At 64.9% G+C, this 23,398-nt stretch carries 21 protein-coding genes; 8 read left to right on the top strand and 13 right to left on the bottom strand.

Annotated elements, in window-relative coordinates:
* Positions 1-18: 18 nt before the first annotated feature.
* The 5 genes from BJA_RS41490 to BJA_RS41470 form a co-directional block, all read right to left on the bottom strand.
* Complete coding sequence (locus tag BJA_RS41490) at positions 19-1,215, bottom strand: hypothetical protein (RefSeq protein ID WP_225163673.1); 1,197 nt, start codon at positions 1,213-1,215, stop codon at positions 19-21.
* A gap of 58 nt (positions 1,216-1,273) precedes the next feature.
* Positions 1,274-2,617, bottom strand: a complete 1,344-nt coding sequence (locus tag BJA_RS41485) for a PDDEXK nuclease domain-containing protein (RefSeq protein ID WP_014498593.1) — start codon at positions 2,615-2,617, stop codon at positions 1,274-1,276.
* Complete coding sequence (locus BJA_RS41480; RefSeq protein WP_011090895.1) at positions 2,614-3,855, bottom strand: tyrosine-type recombinase/integrase; 1,242 nt, start codon at positions 3,853-3,855, stop codon at positions 2,614-2,616. The genes BJA_RS41485 and BJA_RS41480 overlap by 4 nt, the downstream gene beginning before the upstream one ends.
* Before the next feature lie 157 nt (positions 3,856-4,012).
* On the bottom strand, positions 4,013-4,633 hold the full coding sequence (locus BJA_RS41475; RefSeq protein WP_011090894.1) for a JAB domain-containing protein: 621 nt from the start codon (positions 4,631-4,633) through the stop codon (positions 4,013-4,015).
* Positions 4,634-4,673: 40 nt separating this feature from the next.
* Entirely contained in the window at positions 4,674-5,633 is a 960-nt protein-coding gene (locus BJA_RS41470; protein ID WP_011090893.1) for a DMT family transporter, read from the bottom strand.
* A 130-nt stretch (positions 5,634-5,763) separates the two neighbouring features.
* On the opposite strand from BJA_RS41470, the gene BJA_RS41465 reads away from it, so the two are divergent.
* Positions 5,764-6,360 carry a bifunctional transcriptional activator/DNA repair enzyme AdaA gene (locus tag BJA_RS41465; RefSeq protein WP_011090892.1) on the top strand — a complete coding sequence of 199 codons (597 nt, stop codon included), beginning with the start codon at positions 5,764-5,766 and terminating at the stop codon, positions 6,358-6,360.
* Between the two features lie 14 nt (positions 6,361-6,374).
* Here the strand turns inward: BJA_RS41465 and map are convergent, their stop codons facing one another.
* Positions 6,375-7,193 carry a type I methionyl aminopeptidase gene (map, locus tag BJA_RS41460; RefSeq protein ID WP_011090891.1) on the bottom strand — a complete coding sequence of 273 codons (819 nt, stop codon included), beginning with the start codon at positions 7,191-7,193 and terminating at the stop codon, positions 6,375-6,377.
* A 116-nt stretch (positions 7,194-7,309) separates the two neighbouring features.
* On the bottom strand, positions 7,310-8,626 hold the full coding sequence (locus BJA_RS41455) for a mechanosensitive ion channel family protein (protein ID WP_028175937.1): 1,317 nt from the start codon (positions 8,624-8,626) through the stop codon (positions 7,310-7,312).
* A 207-nt stretch (positions 8,627-8,833) separates the two neighbouring features.
* On the opposite strand from BJA_RS41455, the gene BJA_RS41450 reads away from it, so the two are divergent.
* From BJA_RS41450 to BJA_RS41430, 5 genes are all read left to right on the top strand, one after another.
* The gene (locus BJA_RS41450; RefSeq protein WP_011090889.1) at positions 8,834-10,627 is read left to right on the top strand and encodes a potassium/proton antiporter; all 1,794 of its coding nucleotides are present in this window, start codon (positions 8,834-8,836) and stop codon (positions 10,625-10,627) included.
* A gap of 540 nt (positions 10,628-11,167) precedes the next feature.
* The gene (locus tag BJA_RS41445) at positions 11,168-11,746 is read left to right on the top strand and encodes a class I SAM-dependent methyltransferase (RefSeq protein WP_011090887.1); all 579 of its coding nucleotides are present in this window, start codon (positions 11,168-11,170) and stop codon (positions 11,744-11,746) included.
* Between the two features lie 10 nt (positions 11,747-11,756).
* A complete protein-coding gene (locus BJA_RS41440) occupies positions 11,757-12,416 on the top strand; it encodes a DedA family protein (protein ID WP_011090886.1) in 660 nt (219 codons plus the stop codon).
* A gap of 239 nt (positions 12,417-12,655) precedes the next feature.
* Positions 12,656-13,525 carry a UDP-2,3-diacylglucosamine diphosphatase gene (locus BJA_RS41435; RefSeq protein ID WP_011090885.1) on the top strand — a complete coding sequence of 290 codons (870 nt, stop codon included), beginning with the start codon at positions 12,656-12,658 and terminating at the stop codon, positions 13,523-13,525.
* Positions 13,525-14,562 (top strand): glycosyltransferase family 4 protein, encoded by a 1,038-nt coding sequence (locus tag BJA_RS41430; RefSeq protein WP_011090884.1) that lies wholly within the window; start codon positions 13,525-13,527, stop codon positions 14,560-14,562. The genes BJA_RS41435 and BJA_RS41430 overlap by 1 nt, the downstream gene beginning before the upstream one ends.
* Positions 14,563-14,600: 38 nt before the next feature.
* On the opposite strand, the gene modC is transcribed toward BJA_RS41430, so the two are convergent.
* The 5 genes from modC to mepA form a co-directional block, all read right to left on the bottom strand.
* Positions 14,601-15,263, bottom strand: a complete 663-nt coding sequence (gene modC / locus BJA_RS41425) for a molybdenum ABC transporter ATP-binding protein (RefSeq protein WP_011090883.1) — start codon at positions 15,261-15,263, stop codon at positions 14,601-14,603.
* A 2-nt stretch (positions 15,264-15,265) separates the two neighbouring features.
* Entirely contained in the window at positions 15,266-15,961 is a 696-nt protein-coding gene (modB, locus tag BJA_RS41420; protein WP_011090882.1) for a molybdate ABC transporter permease subunit, read from the bottom strand.
* A gap of 13 nt (positions 15,962-15,974) precedes the next feature.
* Positions 15,975-16,757 carry a molybdate ABC transporter substrate-binding protein gene (gene modA / locus BJA_RS41415; protein WP_011090881.1) on the bottom strand — a complete coding sequence of 261 codons (783 nt, stop codon included), beginning with the start codon at positions 16,755-16,757 and terminating at the stop codon, positions 15,975-15,977.
* 191 nt (positions 16,758-16,948) lie between these two features.
* A complete protein-coding gene (locus BJA_RS41410; RefSeq protein WP_038967700.1) occupies positions 16,949-17,452 on the bottom strand; it encodes a hypothetical protein in 504 nt (167 codons plus the stop codon).
* A gap of 346 nt (positions 17,453-17,798) precedes the next feature.
* Entirely contained in the window at positions 17,799-18,743 is a 945-nt protein-coding gene (mepA, locus tag BJA_RS41405; protein WP_038967706.1) for a penicillin-insensitive murein endopeptidase, read from the bottom strand.
* Between the two features lie 137 nt (positions 18,744-18,880).
* On the opposite strand from mepA, the gene BJA_RS41400 reads away from it, so the two are divergent.
* Both BJA_RS41400 and BJA_RS41395 read left to right on the top strand, forming a co-directional pair.
* Positions 18,881-19,324, top strand: a complete 444-nt coding sequence (locus BJA_RS41400) for a L,D-transpeptidase (RefSeq protein ID WP_011090878.1) — start codon at positions 18,881-18,883, stop codon at positions 19,322-19,324.
* Positions 19,325-19,713: 389 nt separating this feature from the next.
* Entirely contained in the window at positions 19,714-21,885 is a 2,172-nt protein-coding gene (locus BJA_RS41395) for an EAL domain-containing protein (protein WP_038967702.1), read from the top strand.
* 250 nt (positions 21,886-22,135) lie between these two features.
* Here BJA_RS41395 and BJA_RS41390 read toward each other — a convergent pair whose 3' ends face one another.
* A complete protein-coding gene (locus tag BJA_RS41390) occupies positions 22,136-23,287 on the bottom strand; it encodes an acyl-CoA dehydrogenase family protein (protein WP_038967707.1) in 1,152 nt (383 codons plus the stop codon).
* Positions 23,288-23,398 lie beyond the last annotated feature (111 nt).

Here is a 23,398-nt window from a genome sequence, read left to right as displayed (position 1 = left end):
GCAGGGAGTTGCCGCAAGCTAGTCGAAGTGTGGGTCGGGATAGCGCTCTTCGATGACGTAGCGCATGACATTCCACCAGACGTTCTCGATCGTGTAGTCCATCGGTTTGATTTTGCGTGGGACCCACTCGCCGAGCGAGCTTGCCATGCGGACATGCCCGGGGGTCTTGATTTCCGGTTCCCTCTCGGCGGCCGTGCCCGATTTGACCGACAGCTCAATGACGTTGAGCGTATCCCGATCATATTCAATGATCGCCTGGAGGAAGCTGCCCTTATCGGTTAGCGGATGAGCGGCTGTATGGGATACAAGAGCCACTTGCAGTTTATCGCCCATTGCGATGTAAGGCTCTAGCAGTCCGTCTGTCTGGAGGCCTTGGCGCCAGCGGTCGTGGGTGTCGAGGGCGTCTGGAAAATCGCCCCAGTTGAAGTCTCCCCGGCCGCCGAAGGTGATCTTGCCGTAACCATCGACATGGTAACGCAGCGCGTCCATCAGCTCGAGCGCTCGACGCGGGTCTTTTTCTGTAAGGACCGCGTCGATGGCTCCCAACACCTCCTCCATGTCGAAAACGATCTTTCTGAGCTCCTCTTTTTGCTCAACAAACATCTTCGGGATTTCACCGACGGGGTTCGGAAGCGGAAGTGTCCAAGGAAAGTCGATGTCGTCTTCGCTGAAGCGCCGATAGGGAATGTTGAGCTTGTCCAGGAAGGCGGCCGACTGGTAGTAGGTCTGGCTCTTCAAGCTATGCTCGATCTGATCGAGTGCGAGCTTACGGGCATTAATTCTAAAAGTGCCTTGGAGCGCAGTCGTGCCGACGACGTAGCTTTCCGGTGAATGGGTGCTGCTGATGGATAGCGTGTTGACGATTTGCCGGGCCGACAGCAGGTACATCTCGCCGTCGTCCTCCCGGCCGACGTGAAGAAGCGCGAAGAAGCCTTCGAGCGGCATTCCTTTGTCGTCAACCACGTAGCTTTTGGGAATGTAGTGCGTTGTGCGGCGATCCTGAAAATATTTTGCCTGTATCACTCCGACGCGCGGCGGGACTCTATCGGTAAATCGCTGCGTGGTGGTGCGTCGCTGTATGAGAAAATCGGCCCCGTCGGTATCTACGCTCCGCTCGAGAACCCAGAACCGGTCGATGAGAAAAGAACGCGTACGCGCTTCTCCGACGGCGCCGTTCTCCATAATTTTGAGCCACGTCGGCCAGCTGTCTTCCACGAGATTGTCCTGTGCTTTCTGGGGTTTTGTCGGTGTCGGATTTGCCGCGAAAAGCACCTTACTCGTCTGTATTCAGTTTCTGGAGTTCCCCAAGGAAGATCGTGCCGATTTCGACGGCGCGTTCAGCGGTCTCCGGGTCCACATCCATGCCATGCGTAGCTTCGTTCATGGTGTGGAGGGCGTCGAGCATCTGCTCTGTGCTACTTGGCACCGATCCATTTCGATGCAGATCACGGAGCATTTTCATGATGCCGGTCGGCCGGTCGAAAGCGACGCCTCGCTTGTCCGCGAGATCGCGTACCGCGCGCTCGATTTCGATGCGTAGCTTGACCACGGACATCAGTGGAAATTCTCGCGCGAACTCCGCGGCCGTCGGGAGGGCATCCTCGAGTTGTGGCGGCAACGCAGCCGAGAGCTGATACTGGGCGACCCCCATCGGTTTGCTGGAGTCTCGCAACGCGTATTCCACGATCACCTCGTTGCGCCCTTTGCACAAGATGATGCCGATGGTCGGTTTGTCGTCGGGATGGCGCAATTGCTCGTCCACGGCCGAGAGGTAAAAGTTCATCTTTCCCGCAAATTCGGGTTTGAAGTCTTCGATCTTCAGCTCGATCACCACGAAGCAGCGAAGACGCAGATGATAGAAAAGAAGGTCCAAGTAGTAATCCTGCCCGCCGACTTCGAGGTGATATTGGCTGCCGACGAATGCGAAGCCCTTGCCGAGCTCGAGGATGAGTGAACGCAGATGCTCGACCAAACCACGCTCGAGGTCGCGCTCCAGCATGTCTGGGCCAAGCGAGAGGAAGTCGAACGTGTAGGGGTCTTTGAGGATTTGTTGGGCAAGCTCGGACTGCTCTGCGGGCAGGGTTCGCGAGAAATTGGTGAGGGCGCTTCCTTGCCGGGCAAAAAGCTTGCTTTCGATCTGATGGACAAGAACGTTACGACTCCAGCCGTGTTCAATTGCCTGCCGCGCGTACCAGGTGCGCTCTTCCTGCGTTTTGACGGCGTCGAGCAAACGGACGTTATGCCCCCATGGCAATAGTGCAACAACCTGTTGCACAAATTCGCCGTTGGGCCAGGCCTCGGCGAACGAGCGCATGTATTTCAGATTCCGGGGCGATAAACCGGTCATTTCCGGGAAAGCCAGGCGAAGATCGCCAGCCAGACGGTCGACCACCCGGGCACCCCAACCTTCGCGCTCCTGCCGTTCCAGGATGTCGCGCCCGATCGTCCAGTAGAGCGTCACTAGCTCGCGGTTGATCGACAAGCTGGCTCGGTGGCGTGCCGCCGCGATCTTCTGCTTCAGATCCCCGACGAACGCCGTGTAGCTTTGCGCGTCCACTTCGCCAGCGGAACCGAGCGCATCGCTGCGGCGAGGGGGCTTTCGCGGCCGCGAGCTCATGCGGCCTCTTTCAGTCGCTTCTTCGCCAGCATGGCGCGCACGAATTTGTCCCATTTCGCCATGCCAGCGCGTTTCTCGATCATATAGTGCCAGCGGTCGTAGTGCTTGGAGCTGACATCCTGTAGCGCGTGGTTCTGGAGGCGATCGCGGATTTCCTTCGACACGCCTGCCTTGCCGGCGAGCGTCTTGAACGTGCGCCGGAGATCGCGGTTTGTCGCATATGGAATCACGCCGCGATCTCGCTGCCGCCAAACAAAGCTATAAAGAGTGCCGTGGCTGACAGGCTTCGAGGGGTCCTTGGCGGAGGGGAAGAACCAGCCATACTCGTTCGGCTTGATCTTTTCGATCAGCTCGGCGGCAAGCAATGGCACTGGGACAGCGTGCGGCTGGAGGTTCTTGGTCTTCGACCAGTCGATGATTCGCTCACTGGCGTCCCATTGATTGACATGAAACCGCGCGATCTCCTCGACGCGCTGCCCTGTCAGCATGATGAGTTGCACCGCGCGGGGATAGGAGGGGTGGACCGGCGTGTCGGGGCTCTCCAGCCAGCGATAGAGTTGCACAAACTCGTCTTCGTCAAGCCAGCGCGTGCCCTGGATCTTAGGCTCGGTAGGAATGCCGGTTGCCGGATTGAAAGGGAGTCGAAAGCGTCTGGAAGACTGCTGCCGATAGTCGTTGTCAGACTTCATGCCCCAGCTAAAGGCGGCATGGAGATAGGAGCGCACATGGTCGGCCATTGATTTGGCACCGCGCTCGTAGATCGGGCGGATCAGCTCGATGATTTCCTCGGCCTCGATCTCGCGAGCGAGGCGGTTGCGTCCGAGCGTGTCGGCGATCTTGTTAAGGCCTTTTTCCGTTTCCTTCCAGGACGGCTTGCTCGCATCCTTGAGCGCGGCGACATAGCCTTCGAACAGATCAGCGACGGTGCCGGGGCGCGTGTCGGTAGCGATCTTGATGCTGCGACCCTTCTGGATGACGTCGGCGAAGTCGCGTTTGAATATTTCGCGTGCCTGGGCGAGCGATATGGAGGGATAAGCCCCGAGCTTCTTCTTGGTCCGCTTCCCATCGCGCCATTGCTGCGCCATCCAGTCGGCGGTGACGCGCTTCGGCATGGGCTTGAGGACAAGCACGAGGCGGCCGGTGCCGCGCCCTTCACCGTCGGCGAGATTTTCCTGTTTCTGACTTAGCTCCACCCGCTTCAACGCATGTCGGATCGCGGTGTCGGTCAGGCTTGGCATGGCGTTTCCTCCTGTGCCGCAACTGGGATCGGTCGAGGAGAAACGGGGATCGTTTGCTGGGATCGGAAAGCCGCTTTCAACCCCTCTTACCGCTCCCAATTTGCCATAGCCGCCCCCTGTGTGCAATGAAGAAAAAATCGGATATATCGTTGATGATTCATCGGTATTGAACGTGATCCAACGTGATCATAGGGTGGGTAGTGGGGTGGTTGTGCACCAGGATCAAGGCGGTTGCCGACAGCTCCAGCGCGCGCTTGATCACCTCGCGCGGATAGACCGGGGTGTGGTCGACGGTGCCGGTCTGCTGCACCTCGTCGGCGATGAGCTGGTTGCGCTTGTCGAGGAAGAGCAGACGGAATTGCTCCTTGTCGGCAAAGGCCACCACCATGATGCTGGTGCGGCAATAGTCGATCACCTCGTTCCAGGACGACAGCGCGTTGCGGCTGTTGACCTCGCCCTTGGCGACGCGATGCGCGGCGGCTGCGATCAGCTTGAGCTGGTGGATCGCGGATTCGCCGATGCCGTCGATCTCGCGCAAGCGCGCCACCGGCGCGTGCACGACCTCGGCGAACGAGCCGAAAATCTTGATCAGCGTCTTCGCGAGCGGCTTGGTGTCGCGCCGCGGCAGCGCCGGAAACAGCGCCATCTCCAAAAGCTCGTAGTCGCTGAGCGCATCCGCCCCGGCGCTGTAAAAGCGCTCGCGCAACCGCTCGCGATGGCCGTGATAGTGCGGCGCGTCCTCCGGCTTGGTCTTGTCGTGGTCGGCTTTGGCGGGCATCGGCCGCCAGCATCGCCGGGGACCTGCGCTTTTGCAACCGTCAATTGCGGGACGGTGCGCCGGTCGCTGTCTTGCCGGTCCGTGCAGGAGCGGGCACCGTGACCGCCACCACGCCGGCGAGGATGAGCGCCATTCCGGCAAGACTGGACCAGCTAAAACGCTCGCCAAGCCACGCGGTGCCGAGCGCCACGGCGAAGCCCGCGCGCAGATAGCTGCCGCTGGTCGTGCCGAGCGGGCCAAGCGTGTGGATCAGCCGGAAATAGATCACCATCGCGAACGCCGTGCAGATCACCGCGAGCGCGATCACCGCTGCGATCGCCTGCGCGGGCGGCGGCGCCAGCGTCCATGGCCGTTCGAGAACGGCGGCCGCGGGGAGCATCAGCACCGCTGCGCAGCTCATGGCTCCGGCGGCCGTGACGATCGCGGGAAGGCCCGAGAAGCGCTGTCCCCATATCGGCGCGACCGCGTAGCAGAGGCTCGCGCACAGCACGGCCGCTTGCGCCAGCGGAGCGGTCGTGCCGATCCCCGAGAGCGCGTCGGCGCCCATGGTCACGGCAACGCCCGCAAGGCCAAGAGCGACGCCGATGATCTTCCGGCCGCTGACGGTCTGCCGCCCGCGCCCGGTCGTCAACGCGATCGCGAGCACGAACATCGGCGGGGTCGCATTGAGCACGCCGGCGAGGCCGCTGGCGATATGCGTCTCGCCCCAGCTGATCAGGGTGAACGGTAGCGCGCTTTGCAGCAGGCCCTGCACGAGGAACGCAGCCCACACCGATCCCCGGCGGGGAAGGGCGTGTCCCTGCGCGCGAGCGATCAGGAGCAGGAGAATGGCTGCGATCGTCACCCGCGCCGCGACCATCGTGAAGGGCGGAATCGAGGGGATCGCGACCTTGATCAGCGTGAACGAGCTGCCCCAGATCAGCGCCAGCAGCAGCAGGAGCCCGATTTCGAACGCGAGCGTGGTTTGTCCTGACGTCGTTTGTTGCGCCTGCGTGCTCATGCGATGTGCTCCCGATGTGTCGGCACCATGATCCGGAGCGACGGCGCGGGCTGGCTGAATTCGGACCTCATCGCCCGACCGAGTCCGATTTCAGCTACTCGGCGAGCCGCGCGGCCATTATTCTTCCGCGATGGCGACAGGTTCGGCACATCGGCAAACGCTGCCACCACATCTCGACTGGGACACATGCGACCGGGCGCGGCTGGCGCGTGCGCGCGCGTTCGACGGCCTGTTCTTCTCCGGCGTCCGCTCGACGCGGATCTATTGCCGGCCGGTCTGTCCGGTTCGCCCCGCGCGCTCCGAGAACGTGACCTTCTATCCGACCGCTGCGGCTGCGGAGCGCGCCGGCTTCCGCCCATGCCTGCGTTGGCGGCCGGAAACGGCGCCGGGGTCGCCGGCCTGGATGGGGACCGCCACCACCGTTGCGCGCGGCATGCGCCTGATCAACGACGGTTTTCTGGATCGCGCGTCGATGGTGGAGCTTGCAGAAGCGCTTGGGGTCGGGCCGCGCCATCTGCTGCGCCTGTTCATGCGCCACACCGGCGCGAGCCCGAGCGAGATCGCGGCGACCCGCCGGGTGCAGGAAGCCAAGCGTCTGATCGACCAGACTGAGATGACGTTGGCGGAGATTGCGTTTGCGGCGGGCTTCGGCAGCGTCCGCCGCTTCAACGATGCTTTTGCCGCGACCTACAGGCGGCCGCCGTCGTTATTCCGCCGCCGGCGATAGGACGCGCGCCGGGATCACCCGATCTGCTTCTCGCCGTGGCGCTCCGACAGCGTGAAGATCTCGACGCCGGTCGCGGTCACGCCCACCGAATGCTCGAACTGCGCGGACAGCGAACGGTCGCGGGTCACCGCGGTCCAGCCGTCGGAGAGGATCTTCACATGCGGCTTGCCGAGATTGATCATCGGCTCGATGGTGAAGAACATGCCGGGCTTGAGCTGGACGCCTTCGCCGGGCCGGCCGATATGGATGATGTTCGGCTCGTCGTGGAACATGCGGCCGAGGCCATGGCCGCAGAAATCGCGCACCACGCTCATGCCTTGCGGCTCCACGAAGCTCTGGATGGCGTGGCCGATGTCGCCGGTGGTGGCGCCGGGCTTCACCGCCGCGATGCCGCGCATCATGGCTTCATAGGTCACCTCGATCAGCCGCTCGGCCTTGCGCGCAATCGGGCCGATCGCATACATCCGGCTGGAATCGCCGTACCAGCCGTCGACGATGAAGGTGACGTCGATGTTGACGATGTCACCCTCTTTCAGCGGACGGTCGCCGGGCATGCCGTGGCAGACCACGTGGTTGAGCGAGGTGCAGGTCGAGTAGCGGTAGCCGCGATACATCAGCGTCGCCGGATAGGCGCCATGGCTGAAGGCGAAGTCGCGGACGAACTGGTCGATGCGCTCGGTCGGCACGCCCGGCCCGACAATGTCGGTGAGCTCGTCGAGGCACTTGGCTACCAGCGCGCCCGCCTTGCGCATGCCGGCAAAGGCGCTCGGTCCATGCAGCTTGATCTGTCCGGTCTTGCGCAGGGAGGTATCGGTGGCTTCGACGTAGCTCATGCTTGTATGGTCTTTGCGGGGCTCGATGCGGTGGAAAGGGCTTGATTTCAGGCCCTAATCTAATGATCGCGGGCCTTCATGCAAGCCGAGCGTGGGCCTTGCGCCCGAAAGCGGGCCTAATTCGGGACTTCTACGGTGGTTTCCACCGGCAGGGCGCCGCCGCGGACGCGGATTTCGCGGACCGGATAGGGAACCCGGATGCCCTCGCGCTTGAAGGCCTCCCATAGCGCCAGCATCACGTCGCTTTTGACATTGTCCATGCCGTCGGGGTCGGCGAGCCAGAGGGTCAGCGAGAACTTCATCCCGGCCTCCGCGAACTCGGTCAGGATGCAGTTCGGCGGCTTGGCTTTCTGCGCGCGGGGATGGGCTATGGCCGTCTCGATGGCGAGCTTGCAGACCAGCCTGGGGTCGGCGTCGTAATTGGTGCCGAAGGCGATCTTCACCAGCGTGTTCTTGTCGGTATAGGTCCAGTTGACGACCTTCTGCGTCACCAGGTCCTCGTTCGGCACCAGGAACTCGCGGCCGTCGCCGGCGGCGACGGAAATATAACGCGTCTTCATCGCGCTGATGCGCCCGGTGTTGTCGCCGATGGTGACGAGATCGCCGGGCTTCACCGACTTGTCGGCGAGCAGGATGATCCCCGAGATGAAATTGGCGACGATCTTCTGCAGGCCGATACCGATGCCGACGCCGACCGCGCCGGAGAATACCGCGAGCGCCGAGAGGTCGATGCCGACCGCGCCGAGCGCAATGACGATTGCGATGGCCAGAAGTCCGATGCGGATGATCTTGACCAGCAGCACCTGCACCGACGGCGTCAGATCGGTGGTCGAGTTGATCCGGCTCTCGGCGAAATTGCTGGCGATGTTGGTGGCCCACAGCGCGATGAGCAGCAGCGCGCCGGCCTTGATCACCAGCAGCGGGGTCAGCCGCAGGCCGCCAAGCACGATCGCGAAGGAATCGAGCAGATCGATCGTCGCGTCGAGCTGGCCGAGGATGGAGAGCGCGGCGACGAACCACGCCGTGATCGACACCAGCTTGACGATGAAGGCGTTGCGCAGCACCGAGGTCACGAGCCGGATCGCCAGCCAGGCCAACCCCATCTTGGCGGCGACCATCAAGAGATAGCTGCGGCTCGGCCAGGTCGCATGGTACATCACGAAGCGGGAGATGATCACGAGCAGGGTGAACACCGCCGTCGAGGCACTGGAGACCATGACGCGGGAGAAGTGCCGGAGCGGCAGCGGCCAGCCCATCGCCAGCGATGTCATGTCGACGCGGTTGCGAACGCCGGCTTCCGCGGCATAGGCGATGCCGGCTGCCGCGAGAATGAGACCAAATTGCAGGTAGAACCAGGGTGAGGAAATCTCCGCCCCGACGCTGCGTGCGGTCGTCTGCACGAACTCCATGAAGTCTTTGAGGTCCATGTCCATCGGTCTCGTCGGGAAGCGGGGAGGAATTGATTCGAGGGCGCCGCAGAATCCCACAAAGGGTGCGGCCCGGCCATCGATACACCGCTATGTGAAGCGCGTTAAGGCCGCAAAATACGGGCAGATTGCCGCGAGCGGGAGAAAATGGGTTGGCGCGCCGGTGCAGCGACGATAAGGATGCAAATCCAGCTATTTTTACCCGGAAGGTGGATGGCCTCTCTCGACTCTGTCAGCCTCGCCATATTGCTCGGCGCCGTCCTGGTGATGGCGGGTATCCTGTCGAGCCTGCTTGCGCTGCGCTTCGGCGCGCCCTTGCTGCTCGTCTTCCTTGTGATCGGCATGCTCGCGGGCGATTCCGGTCCCGGGCAGATCCAGTTCGACGACGTCCGCACCACCTATCTGGTCGGCTCGGTGGCGCTGGCCCTGATCCTGTTCGACGGCGGCCTGAAGACGCGCTTTGCCAGCATCCGCACCGTGCTTGCGCCATCCGTGGTGCTCGCGACCGTCGGCGTGCTGCTGACCGCGCTGATCACGGCGCCGTTCGCCAAATACGCGCTCGACCTCAACTGGACGGAGTCGCTGCTGGTCGGCGCCGTGGTAGCCTCGACCGATGCGGCCGCCGTGTTCCTGCTGGTCCATACCCAGGGCCTGCGCCTGCGTCCGCGCGTTGGTGCGACGCTGGAGGCCGAGTCCGGCACCAACGACCCCTTCGCGATCTTCCTCACCCTGATGCTGGTCGAATACATCTCGCTGGGATCGAGCTCGGCGGGGCACGTGCTGATGGAGTTCCTGCAGGAGGCGGTGCTGGGCGCCGTCGTCGGCTTCTTCGGCGGACGTCTCGTCGTCATCGCGCTCAACCAGGTGGCGCTGCCGCAGGGCCTGCATGCGCCGTTCGTGACCACAGGCGCGCTCGTGATCTTCGGCGGCTCGCAGATCATGCATGCCTCGGGCTTCCTCGCGGTCTATCTCGCCGGCATCATCATCGGTAACCGGCCTACGCGCGCGCATAATTCGGTGGTGACCTTCCTCGATGCCGCGACCTGGCTGGCGCAGATCGTGATGTTCGTGCTGCTCGGTCTCCTGGTCTCGCCGAGCCGGCTTGGCGCCAGCGTTTTGCCGGCTGTTGCCGTCGCGCTCGTGCTGATGCTGGTCGCACGGCCGCTCGCGGTGTTCGTCTGCCTGGCGCCATTCCGCTTCAACTGGCGCGAAAGGATCTTCATCGCCTGGACGGGCCTGCGCGGTGCCGTCGCGATCTTCCTGGCGTCGATCCCGATGCTGGTCGGCCTGTCCAAGGCCTATCTCTATTTCGACGTCGCTTTCGTCGTCGTCATCATCTCGCTGCTCTTGCAAGGCTGGACCCTGGCGCCGGCCGCACGCAAGCTGCACGTCGCGCTGCCGCGCGCCGAGCGCGGCCCGAGGCGTGTCGAACTGGATCTGCCCGGCCAGCTCGAGCAGCAGCTCGTCGGCTATCCGGTGCAATCCAAGAGCCTGTACTTCCGCCGCGGCCTGATCCCGTCCTGGTCGAAGCCGACGCTGGTGATCCGCAACGAGAACATTCTGACGCCGACGGAGGCCGATCCGATCGCGCCCGGCGACTACATCTATCTGCTGGCGCCGCCGGAAAAGGCCGAGTCGCTCGACCGCTTCTTCGTCGACATGCAGCCGAGCACCGCGCCGGACCCGCATCTGCTCGGCGACTTCATGGTCTCCGGCGAGCACACGCTGGCCGAGCTCGCCGAGATCTATGGCGTGAAGGTGAGCGAGGACGAAGGCAAGCTGACCTTGGCCGACTATTTCGACGTCCATCTCGACCGCGCGCCGAAAGAGGGCGCCGAGCTTGCGCTGGACGAGATCGTGCTGGTCGCACGCAGCATCTCCGGCGGCCGCGTCAACGTCGTGGGCCTGCGCCTGCCGGAAGACGAGGAAACGCCCGCGCCATTGACGCGCTGGCAGGCGCTGCGCCGCAAGCTGGCGGAGCTGTGGACCTCGGTGGCGGGGGTTTAGCGGTCCCGGCGTCGTCATGGCGGTGTGAGTTGTTGAAGCGATAAGCCTCCCCAACGTCGTCCTGGCGAAAGCCAGGACCCATAACCACAGGGAGAAGTTTGGCGAAGACTGGTAGCTATCTCTTCTTTGCCGGTACTCGCACCGAACGCTCTCGATCGATCACGCGGTATGGGCCCGGCCTTCGCCGGGACGACAGCGGAGGGTGTGGTTCCACCAACAGTGCCCGCATCGAGGAGTCTCTCCTTCGCGCTCGCTGCCGGCTTTTTGTCCAATTCATTGCGGCAACCTTGCGGCTCCATCCAGCGCGAACGTCGCGGATGCTTTTTTTGCAAGATGCGCATTCGCGACAGACTCTCGCAATGTAGGCGTGAGACTGAAGCCACTATTGGGTCGGGCTTGATCATCCTGCCAGGCCCGACATGGCTCACCTGCGCGACGCTCCGCGTTCGATGGCGGACACGCGCAAGCGGAAAGACAATTGAATGGCCTTGGTACTGAACCGCACCTGCGAAACCGACTGCATCGCGAGGGAGATCTCGCATGTTGTCTGCTGACATCCTGCCGTTCTTCCGCGCCTGGATTCGCGATCCTTTGCGTGTCGCAGCGGTTGCGCCGTCGGGACCCGCCGCGTCGTCGCTGATGGCGCAGGAGATCACGGCCGAGACTGGCCCCGTCATCGAACTCGGCCCCGGCACCGGCGTGTTCACCCGCGCATTGCTCGATCGCGGCGTCCGGCAGCAGAATCTGACGCTGGTCGAATACGGCTCCGATTTCATCCCGTTGCTGCAGCAGCGCTTCCCCGGAGCGCGCGTGCTGTGGATGGATGCGGCCTGGCTGGTGAGAGAAAAACTGTTTGAAGGGGCGCCGGTCGGCGCCGTCGTCAGCGGCCTCGGATTGCTCACGATGCCGCCAGGAAAAGTGCTGGCGATTCTCGACGGCGCGTTTGCCTATCTCCGTCCGGGCGGCGCGTTTTACCAGATCACGTACGGCCCGCGCTGTCCCGTCCCTGATGCGATCCTCGATCATCTCGATCTGCAGGCAAGTTGCATCGGGCAGACCTATCGCAACCTGCCTCCGGCCTCGGTGTACCGGATCAGCCGCCGTCCCCCCTGCGCGTGATCGAGGCATCATGGACACGTCGAGCACGATCGCAATGTTTCTGCACTTCGGCCTGCTGGGCATTGGTTGCCTGGCGATCGCCGAGAAATTCATTCCGCTGTTTCCGTCCTACGTTCTGTTGATGCTGCTCGGTCTCACCGTGTCCGACGGCGCGTCGCTGGCCATGACCATCGTGGCGACAAGTGTTGGATCGGTCGTCGGCGCGCTCGGCTGGTACGGGCTTGGCCGCGCGCTCGGCTCGCAGCGGATCGAGCGACTGGTGAGGACTTACGGCAAATACGTGCTGCTGCGGCCCTCGTTCTATCAGCAGCTCACCGATGCCTATCGCGGCAACCATTTCTGGGTCACGCTGATCGGCCAGACGCTGCCGACCGTGCGGATCTATCTGGCGTTGCCGGCCGGCGTGCTGCAACTGGAGCCGCGCGCCTTCGTCACCGCCACCGCAATCGGCACCGTGATCTGGAACATGCCGTTCCTGAGCCTCGGCTATGTGCTGCGCGACAGCGGTCAGGATCCCGTCAGCATCGGCTTCTGGGTGGTCGCCATCCTCGTCGCTGTGGAGGTCGCGATCATTCTCGGACTTCGCCTTTACACGCACGCGATCGCGCGGCCGCGCCTCGCGTCGTCGCGCGCCATCGCCGCCCCCAAGGCTGTGGAGGAGATCGCATGAGACCCCTGTTGTCCCGGTTTCGGTCCGGCTCGCACACGCTTGAGCATCTCACCGCCGCGGTGCTGATCCTGCTCGCCGGCCTTCAGTTCGGTGTCGCGGCGTCCGACGGGCGGCATCGCGGCGCCCAGTTCGCGCTCCTGGTTCTTGCCGTCGGCGTCTATTGGCATCGCTCGATCTTCCGGCGCCGCGCCAACCGCGATGTGACGAAGGCGGTCGCGGGATTGGCGGAAGCTGCCGCGATGGCATTCCTGCGCGATGACAATCGCGGCGACCGGCCGGCGCAGAGTCCGGACAGGGATGCGGCTTTGCCGTCCGACGTCGTCAAGGTCAGGAGCTTGTTCATCTCCGATGTCCATCTTGGGACGAGGGGATGCCAGGCCGAGCGGCTGATCGACTTTCTCCATCACCATGACGCCGACACTGTGTTCCTGGTCGGCGACATCGTCGATGGCTGGTACCTGCGGTCGAGCTGGTATTGGCCAGGCACGCACAATGCAGTGGTGCAGGCGCTCGTCGATATCGCGCGGCGCGGCAAGCGGATCGTCTATGTAGCCGGCAATCACGACGAGTTCGTGCGCGACTATGTCGGCTTGACCTTTGGCAGCGTCGAGGTGGTTGAGCACGCGATCCACCGGGGCGTCGACGGCCGCGCCTATCTCGTCGTCCATGGCGATCACTTCGATCTCGTCGTACGCCACGCCCGCTGGCTGGCGCTGCTCGGCGATGCCGGCTACCGCACGGCGCTTGCCTCCAACGTCTGGCTCAACTGGATCCGGAGCCGGTTCGGGCTCGCCTATTGGTCGTTCTCGTCCTGGGCGAAGCTGCGGGTCAAGAATGCGGTCAATCACATCGGCCGCTTCGAGGAGGTTCTGTCGTCGGAGGCAAGGCGGCACGCTGCGCAGGGCGTGATCTGCGGCCACATCCATCACGCGGCGATGCATGACGAGTTCGGCATTCGCTACATCAACACCGGCGACTGGGTGGAATCCTGCACCGGTGTCGTCGAGCACCATGACGGCCGGTTCGAGATCATCCGCTGGGTCGAGGCGCGGCCCCAGCAGATGCCGGGGCCGTCGAGCGTGGTGCCGTTCGCAGGGGCGGTCGCCTGATGCGCGTGCTGGTGGCAACCGACGCCTGGCGCCCACAGATCAACGGCGTGGTGCGCTCGCTCGAATATCTCGCCAGCGAAGCGCCTTCGTTCGGCGCCAGTATCGGCTTCCTCACGCCGGGCGATTTCCCCACCGTGCCGCTGCCCGGCTACCGGGAGATCCGCCTCGCGCTGGCCTCGGTGGGGCGAATCGAGCGCGCGATCAAAAGCATGGGTCCGGATTCCGTGCACATCGCGACCGAGGGGCCGATCGGGTGGATCACTCGCCATGTCTGCCAGACCCGCGGCTATCCGTTCACGACGAGCTATCACACCCGCTTTCCTGAATATCTGGCGGAGCGGCTGCCGGTGCCGCTGAGGTGGAGCTATGCGGTACTGCGCCGTTTCCACAACGGCGGCGACGGCATCATGGTCGGCTCGCCGACGCTGGAGCAGGCCCTGAAGGCGCATGGCTTCCGCAACCTGATGCCTTGGTCGCGCGGCGTCGATGCCGTGCTGTTTCGTCCGCGCAGCGTGCAGCCGCTCGCCTTTCCGGCGCCGGTGTTTCTGTATGTCGGCCGCATCGCGATCGAGAAGAACCTCGAGGCTTTCCTTGCCTTGGACCTGCCGGGCTCGAAGGTCGTGGTCGGCGACGGGCCGTTGCGTGCGAGCCTGCAGGCGCGGTTTCCGCAGGTCCATTTTCTCGGCACGCGAACCGGGCGAGCACTCGCCGATGTCTACGCGTCAGCCGATGTCTTCGTCTTTCCGAGCCTGACCGATACGTTCGGGTTGGTGATCCTCGAAGCGTTGGCGTGCGGCCTGCCGGTTGCGGCCTTCCCGGTGATGGGGCCGCTCGATGTGATCGGAGAGTCCGGATGCGGCTGTCTCGATGCCGACCTGCGCCGCGCGGCGCTCGCCGCCCTGCAGGTGCCGCGCGAAAAATGCCGGGCCTATGCCCTGACTTTCACTTGGCAGGAAAGCGTGCGGCAGTTTCTCGACAACGTCAAGCGGGCGCATGGCATGCTGACCGACGCCGCGCGGCCGCTGTTCGCGGGCTGAGGGACGACAAGCAAAAGAGCGGCAACGTCACAAGCCCCTCACGTCAGCACCTTCACCCCGCCGAACGACGTCACGCGCCCCTCTTTCAGCATCACGATTTGCGTGGCGAGCTGGCGCAACTCGGCGACGTCGTGGCTGACATAGACCATGGGGACGTTGGCCTCATCCCGCAGCCGCACCAGATAGGGCAGGATCTCGAGCTTGCGGCCTTCGTCGAGCGCGCCGAGCGGCTCGTCGAGCAGCAGCAGGCGCGGTTTGGACAACAGCGCGCGGCCGAGCGCGACGCGCTGGCGCTCGCCGCCGGAGAGTTTTCCCGGACGGCGGTCAAGCAAGGCGCCGATGTCGAGCAGGTCGATGACGCGCCTGTGCTGGGCAGGATCGGGCGCAAGGCGGTTCATCCGTCGTCCATAGTCGAGATTCTGCGCAACGTTGAGATGCGGGAACAGCCGCGCGTCCTGGAACACATAGCCGATGCGGCGGCGCCAGGGCGGCACATGAATGCCGGCCGCGGTGTCGTCCACGGTCTCGCCGTCGATCACGATGGTGCCGCGGTCGGGCCGCAAGAGCCCGGCGATCATGTTGACCAGCGAGGTCTTGCCGGCGCCTGACGCACCGAACAGGCCGATGACGCGGCCTTCGCTGGTGAAGGATGCGGACAGCGAGAACTCGCCGAGCTGCTTTTCGACATCGACCCGCAGCATGGTCAATTCCCGTGCAATCGCGCGGTGGCGCGGCGGGCGAACCACTCGGCGGCAATCAGCGCACCCAGCGCCAGGATGACCGAGACGATCACGAGGCGGCCGGCGGCGGCATCGCCATCGGGCGTCTGGATCAGCGAATAGATCGCCGAGGAAATCGTCTGGGTCTCGCCGGGAATGTTGGAGACGAAGGTGATGGTCGCGCCGAACTCGCCGATCGCTTTCGCAAAGCCGAGCACCATGCCGGCGAGCACGCCGGGCAGCGCCAGCGGCAGCGTCACGGTGAAGAACACTTTCCACGGTGCCGCGCCCAGCGTCTCCGCGGCCTGCTCCAGCTTGCGATCGATCGCCTCGATCGACAGCCGCATCGGGCGCACCAGCAGCGGAAACGACATCACGCCGCAGGCCAGCGCGGCGCCGGTCCAGCGGAATGCGAAGACGATGCCGAGATGGTCGGCGAGAAAGCCGCCGACGAGGCCGCGGCGGCCGAAGGTGAGAAGCAGCAGATAGCCGGTCACGACCGGCGGCAGCACCAGCGGCAGGTGCACCAGCGCATCGAGCAGCGACTTGCCCCAGAAATCGCGTCGCGCGAGCAGCCATGCCAGCGCAATGCCGAACGGCGTCGCCACCAGCGTCGCGATCACGGCGACCCTGAGCGAGAGCAGGATCGCAGTCCATTCGGCAGGTGAGATCTCGGACATCAAGTCGCAGATATCACGTCGTGGGGCTGATCAGGAACTTGAAGCCGTATTTTTCCAGGATCGTCTTGGCCGCGGTCGAGCGCAGGAAGGCGAGATAGTCGCTGGTCTCGCCCTTCGCGGTCACGGTCGCGGCAACGGGATAGATGATCGCGGGATGCGAATCCGCCGGGAAGGTGCCGACGATCTTCACGCCCGGCTCGACCTTGGCGTCGGTCGAATAGACGATGCCGAGATCGGCCTCGCCGCGGGCGACCAGCGTCAGCGCGGCGCGCACGCTCTCGGCCATGGCGAATTTCGGCTCGGCCGCCTGCCACGCGCCGAGCTTCTCCAGTGCAGCCTTGGCATATTTGCCTGCTGGCACCGACTTGACGTCGCCGGTCGCGATCCTGCCGTCGCCCGCGAGCTTGGCGAGGTCGAAGCCCTGCGCGATGGTGACGTTGTCGATCTTGGAATCCTTCGGCGCGATCAGCACGATGCTGTTGCCGAGCAGGTTGACTCTGGAAGGCTCGTTGATGGTCTTCCTGGAGATCGCGTAGTCCATCCAGTCGGTGTCGGCGGAGACGAACACGTCGGCGGGCGCGCCCTGCTCGATCTGCTTGGCGAGCACCGAGCTTGCGGCATAGCTGACGCTGAACTTGACGCCGGTCTTCGCGGTGTAGGCCGCGTCGATCTCGTCGAGCGCGTTCTTCATCGAGGCGGCGGCGAACACGGTGATGGTCTTGTCCTCGGCGGCGGCGGGCGACAAAGCCGCGAGCAAAACGATGAAGGCGGAAAAAAATACGGAAAGGCGGGACATCGGGAGCGCTCCATGCGCGCCTGCGCGCGCCAATAGCGCACGCAAGACGGCGTTGGTTGAGTCAGGGGTGCGATCGGCGGACGCGCTGTTCCGGGGAGCCCGACGGACTTACGGTCCCTCGGGATATCGCTGGGCGCGACCATAACAGGCTGGCGGAACAGGTCAAAGGCGACCTTTGGTCCGACCCTTGCCTACTCGCTCGGCAGGATCGCGATCGAGATAAAATTGTCCCTGGCGCCGCTGACCTGGAGCACCAAGGGCTGCGCCGACAGCTCGTATTTCATGGTCTTGCGGATGCCGTCGCAATCGGTCGCGCCGCTGAAGGCCACGGGCTTGAGGACATGCCCGTCCTGCACCACGTCGACCCAGGCGCCGGCCGACAGGCTGATCGTGTAGAGCCCGGCTTTCGTTGTCTTGATGCCGGTGAAGCCGGCAAAGGTGCCGTCCTTTGGCGCCCGCTCCGGCGGCGTGGGCAGCTTTGCTTCGCTCGGGGCGACCAGCCCCAGCGTAATGGCCGATGACGGCAGCGCGGCCTGTTCGCTCCCCGAAACGAGCTTCGCACGGTCCGGCGCCGTCAGCGCGGCGCGCTCGCGCTCGATCGGCCATTTGAACTTGTCGCAGCCGCTCGGCTCTTCGGCGGCCAGAGCGGAGGCCGCACCGAGCGTGAGCGCGGCGAGGAAGGTGAGGATGCGCATGTCAAATCTCATCGTTGGCCACGCGAAAGACGCGGGGCTTGCGGTCAGGCTTGTTGAAGAACGGGATGCGCGTCCCGAGATGCCGCGGGCTTACGGCGCGGCGGCAGGCCGATACTAGCGTATTTGGCTGGTGCGAACCAATCAACTCGTTCGTCAGCCCGGGCCGCGCGCCCCAATCACCACTGTCGTCCCGGACAAGCGCAGCGAAGCGGAGCGCAGATCCGGGATCCATAGCCACAGGCGGGTGTGGTCACGGGGGTTCTGAGTTGCCAGCTCGCGCCACAACCACTCCCTGTGGTTATGAATCCCGTGCTCGCTTCGCGCCCCGGGACGACGGCGGAGAGCGTTACGGCTTCGCATCGCCGGCGTGCAGCACGACCTTGCACGCCGCCGGCATCTGCGCCAGCGTCATCGGCGGTTTCGGTTTTGGCGGCTCCGGCGGCGGCTTGGGGTGCAGCACGGCATCAGAGAACCAGTAGGCGAGATCGGCCTCCTTGCAGCCTTCGTCCTCGGACTGCGACGGCTGGCCCTCGCATTCGCCGGCGCCCGGCGGGCAGCGCATGCGGATGTGGAAGTGATAGTCATGGCCCCACCATGGCCGGATCTTCGACAGCCAGGAGCGGTCGCCCTTGGCCTCGCGGCACAGCGCCTTCTTGATCGCGGCATTGACGAAGATGCGCTGCACCGCCGGCTCCTGCGCGGCGTCGCGCAGCACCAGCACGTGGGACGGCGTGAACACCTTCGGGTCGATGTCGAGCCGGTCCGGGCGCACCATCATCACCGCGGACATTTCCTCGCGCTCCTCGCGCGAGAGCCGATGGTCGGGCATCGGCGTCAGCCAGATGTCGGCATCGAGGCCGATCTGATGGCTGGCATGGCCCGACAGCGCCGGCCCGCCGCGCGGCTGGGCGATGTCGCCGACCAGGATGCCCGGCCAGCCCGCGTCCTTGTGCGCCCTGGCCGCGAGCCGCTTGATCAGCGCGATCATCTCGGGGTGGCCGAAATTGCGATTGCGCGACAGCCGCATCACCTGCCAATTGTCGCCGTTCAGCGGCATCCGTTCGGCGCCGCCGATGCAGCCTTTGGTGTAGGAGCCGATGACATGTGCCGGCCCCTTCGAGGGCAGCAGCTTTCGCGCGAACAGCTCCTTGGCGCCGGTGCTGGGATCGTTGGGGTTGGCGAGCGGCGGCAGCGGCTTTGGGTTCACGCTGCCCTTGTCCTGGGCCAGCGCGCCGCCGGCGGTCAGGAGTGTCGCGAAAAGCAGGAGAGGGACGAGGCGGCGGGGACTCATGCTGATCACCTTATAGCCCAACGCTGCGTCAGGGTTAAGAATTAGGCTTTCGACCGGCCCCGCCTCACGGTGTCTTTACAGCCGCAGTCCGGCCCCGACACCGTGCTGGCCGGACAAAAGGCTGCGGGGCTTTGGTCATGAACGGGCAATGTGCACGGCTCGCGATGCGGGTCGTGACTGCGGCGTTTGTGCTGGCGGGATATTGCGTGACGCCGGCGCGGGCCGACCTCAGGGTGGATATCGACAAATCGTCACAGCGCATGTCGGTGCGTGTCGACGGCGCGCCGCGCTACAGCTGGCCGGTGTCGACCGGCTGCAGCGGCTACGGCACGCCGAGCGACACCTTCCATCCGCAGGCGATGATGCGGCGCTACTTCTCGCGCAGGTACTACAATTCGCCGATGCCGCACGCGATCTTCTTCCATTACGGCTTCGCCATTCACGGCACGACCGACATTTACCGCCTGGGCGGGCCGGCCTCGCATGGCTGTGTCCGCCTGCATCCCGCGCATGCGGCCGCCCTGTTCGCGCTGGTCCAGCGCGAGGGTGCGCGCAACACCACGATCCGTATTTCCAATTAGACCATCACAAAGTCGCATGCCGGCCAGCCGATTCTTAACGGCCCGATAACCGTATCCTGCATTGACCAAAATTCGTGCTCGGCGCGCGGAATAACCGCGGTCGGCATGCAATCGCGCGCGATTTCGGAAATGATTCAAGCGCGCGCGCAATTTTGCGTCAGCGCGCCGTCCGATTGCGACGGCGAAACGGGTTTGCTGCGCCCGCCGAGGCTTTCACGCCTCGCAAACAGGCACGGCTGCGGGTGCATGCGAGCCGCGGTGCCGGCGAAGATTACTTTTTTTTCAGACACTTGCCCCAAGACTGCCTCAAGACTTGCGGCCGCAGGGCGCGACTGGGACATGTGAAGTTGAGTTTGGGGTCTCGAAAACCAGGAAAGCGAAAGCGCAACGTGCGTGCTGCGGCCGGCGAGCGGCCGCGCAAGCCGCGTTTCGCGCGCGCCTCGCATCGGCCCGCCAGGCACGACGAACTCGTGCAGAGCCGCGCGGAAGCCGAAGCGGCCATCATCGAGGCGCGCAAATCGCACGAACGGCTGCGCCAGGCCGTCGACCTGCTGCCGCAGGGCATCGTGATTCTCGACCCCGAAGGCCGCTACGTTCTCTGGAACAAGCAATATTCCGAGATCTACAGCAAGACCGCCGATCTGTTCGCGGAGGGCGCGCGCCTCGAAGACACGCTGCGCGTCGGCGTCGCCCGCGGCGACTATCCGGAAGCCGCAGGCCACGAGGAAGAGTGGATCGCCCAGCGGCTGGAGAAGCTCTATCAGCCGGGCGCACGTCACGAGCAGACGCTGTCGGACGGCCGTGTCATCCTGATCGAGGAGCGCCGCACCGACGACGGCGGCGTCGTCGGCCTGCGCGTCGACATCACCGAGTTGAAGCAGCGCGAGGCCTCGTTCCGCCTGCTGTTCGACGGCAATCCCGTCCCCATGATCGTCTGTGCGCTCGACGACGAGCGCATCCTCGGTGTCAACGACGCCGCGGTCGCCCATTACGGCTATAGCCGCACCGAGTTCGAGAAGCTGAAGATCCGGTCCTTGCAGGCCTTCGACAGCGAGCCGCCCTGGACCACCGACCGCTCCAGCGACGAGCAGGCCGCACGCACCTGGAAGCATGTCAAGGCCGACGGCGCGCTGATCGACCTTGCGATCTATTCGCGCGAATTGACCTATGCCGAGCGGCCCGCGGTGCTGCTCGCGCTGATGGACATCACCGAGCGCAAGCGCGCCGAGGCGCGGCTGGCCTTCATGGCCCAGCATGACGGGCTCACCGGCCTGCCGAACCGCAACCTGCTGCGCCAGCAGGTCGACGAGATGCTGCTGCACACGCGCCGCAGTTCCGAGAAGGTCGCGGTGCTGATGCTGGGGCTGGACAATTTCAAGGCGGTCAACGAGACGCTGGGACACGCCGTCGGCGACAAGCTGTTGCGCGGTGTCGCCAAGCGGCTGCGCTCCACCTTGCGCGAAGAGGACGCGCTGGCGCGGCTCAATTCCGACGAGTTCGCGATCGTGCAGAGCGGGCTGACCCGTCCCGAGGACGCGGTGATGCTGGCCAAGCGCCTGCTGGAGGCCATCGCCGATCCCTATCTGCTCGACGGCCATTCCGTGGTGATCGGCGCCTCCATCGGCATCGCGATGGCGCCGGCCGACGGCGACGATTCCGAAAAGCTGCTCAAGAGCGCCGACATGGCGCTGTCGCGCGCCAAGCTGGACGCGCGCGGCACCTTCGCCTTCTTCGAGGCGGCGCTGCATGCGAAAGCGCAGAGCCGGCGCAAGATCGAGGTCGAGCTGCGCGACGCGATCCAGAACGACGTGCTGCGGCCATACTACCAGCCGCTGATCGACCTCTCGAGCGGCCGCATCACCGGCTTCGAGGCGCTGGTGCGCTGGCCGCATGCCGAGCGCGGCATGGTCTCGCCGGCGGAGTTCATCCCCGTCGCCGAGGAAACCGGCCTGATCAATCCGCTCGGCGGCTTGATGCTGCGCCGCGCCTGCCTCGACGCCGCGACCTGGCCCGACGACGTCCGCGTCGCCGTCAATCTGTCGCCGCTCCAGTTCCGCAGCGGCAACCTGCTCTCGATGGTGACGGACGCGCTGAAACATTCCGGCCTGCCGCCGCGGCGGCTGGAGCTCGAGATCACCGAGACGCTGCTGCTGGAGAAGAGCGCCCAGGTGCTGGCGACGCTGCATGCGCTGCGCGCGCTCGGGGTACGCATCTCGATGGACGATTTCGGCACCGGCTATTCCAGCCTCAGCTATCTGCGCAGCTTCCCCTTCGACAAGATCAAGATCGACCAGTCCTTCGTGCGCGATCTCGGGGCCAACCGCGAGGCCCAGGCGATCATCCGCTCCATCGTCAGCCTCGGCAAAGGTCTTGGCGTCACCATCACCGCCGAAGGCGTCGAGACCGAGGCCGAGCTGAGCTGCCTCAGGGCCGAAGGCTGCGACGAAGGCCAGGGTTTTCTGTTCAGCAAGGCCCGCCCCAATATCGAGATCATCAGCCTGCTCGCCGCGCAGCGCGGCATCGATGCCGCCGACGAGGAAGACGCCGCGATGGTGGCGTGATCGTCATGCTCCTCTGGCCATTCTTCGCAGCTCACCGTGAATTCCCAATGTAAGGGACGCGCCACTCTCTCGGTTAACCTCTCCGGCTTGCGGGAGAGGTCGCGCCGAAGGCGCGGGTGAGGGTTCTCTCCTCTTGGGGGTTCTCGATTCTGGAGCCACCCTCTCCCCAACCCTCTCAGCGCGAGCGAAGCTCGTCGCGACCCCGCAAGCGGGGGAGGGAGCGCACCGGCCTTGCGGCTATCACTCCGCCTCACTCGCTCGCCAAAATCGCCTTCCCGACATCCTCGTAATGCGTGTCGCGCGCCTGGATCTGCTGCGCGATCGCGTGCATGTCGCGGAACCGCCGTTCGAACGGATTGCTGCGGAACACGGCCGTGGCGCCGGCCATGTGGTAGGCGGCGTCCACCACCTTGGCCGACTGGTGGATGGTCCAGGTCGCGGCGAGGCGAACCGCGCTGCGATGCGCCGCGCTGAATTCACCGGTCGCGCTGAGATCGCGCCACATCGCGTTTGCGGTCGCATGGAGATAGGCGCGCGCGGCGCGAAGGTCGCCCTCAGTGCGGCCGATCAGGCCCTGAACCGACTGGTTGTCGCGCATGGCGCTTGCCGCCAGCGACTGGTGCTTGCCGCGCGCCAGTGCGATCGCCGCATCCAGCGTGGCGCGCGCCACGCCGAGCGACACTGCGGCAAAGCCGAGGCTGAAGGTCGAGCCGGTGCCGATCCTGTAGAGCGGTCCCTTCTCGCGCAGCGCCGACGGCACGTCACGGAACGCGGTGAAGCGCTCGGGGATGAAGAGGTCGCTCACCTCATAGGAATCCGTGCCGGTGCCGGCGAGCCCGATCGCCTGCCACACGTCGTGCAGCACGGCGCTCTCTGCCGGAAACAGGATGGTGCGCACCTCCGGCGAGCCGTCGGCATTCTTGCGCGACACGCCGTCCGCGCTGGCGATGCGGACATGCGCCCCTAGCCAGTTCGCCTGCCGCGAGCCCGAGGCAAAATCCCAGCGCGCGGTGACGCGATAGCCGCCCTCGACCGCGCGCGCCTCATGTGCGATCGCACCCCAGGCGAGGATGCCCGGCTGTGTGTTGAAGATCTCGTGCGCGGTGTCGCGGTCGAGCGAGGCCGCGATCATCGCGCAGACGCAGCACTGGCCGAGACACCAGGCCGTGGAGGCGTCCGCCTTCGCGATCTCCTCCAGCATCTGCATGAAGCCTTCGATCGGAACCTCGGCGCCGCCAAGGCTCTGCGGCAGCAGCGCGCGATAGAGCCCGTTCTCGACCAGCGCTGAAACGACGGCCGGCGTCAGTCGCCGCGTCCGCTCGATCTCGTCGGCCTCGCCAGCGATCAGTGGTGCGATGGCCCGCGCCCGCTCAACCAGGCCAAACCCGCGAGTTGCGTTCATCTGCGTTTCCTCGCCCATTCTGCCGTGAGCGGTAAGACAAGCGATGGTGGTCTATTTGGCAGGGAGGATCAAGATTGCCCGCGCTCGCTCGCCCCAGGGCGAGGTCGGTTG

The sequence above is a fragment of the Bradyrhizobium diazoefficiens USDA 110 genome (assembly GCF_000011365.1).
Lineage (GTDB): Bacteria > Pseudomonadota > Alphaproteobacteria > Rhizobiales > Xanthobacteraceae > Bradyrhizobium > Bradyrhizobium diazoefficiens.
The sequence above is the reverse complement of the archived record's forward strand: the minus strand, read 5'-3'. Positions and strand labels throughout refer to the sequence as shown.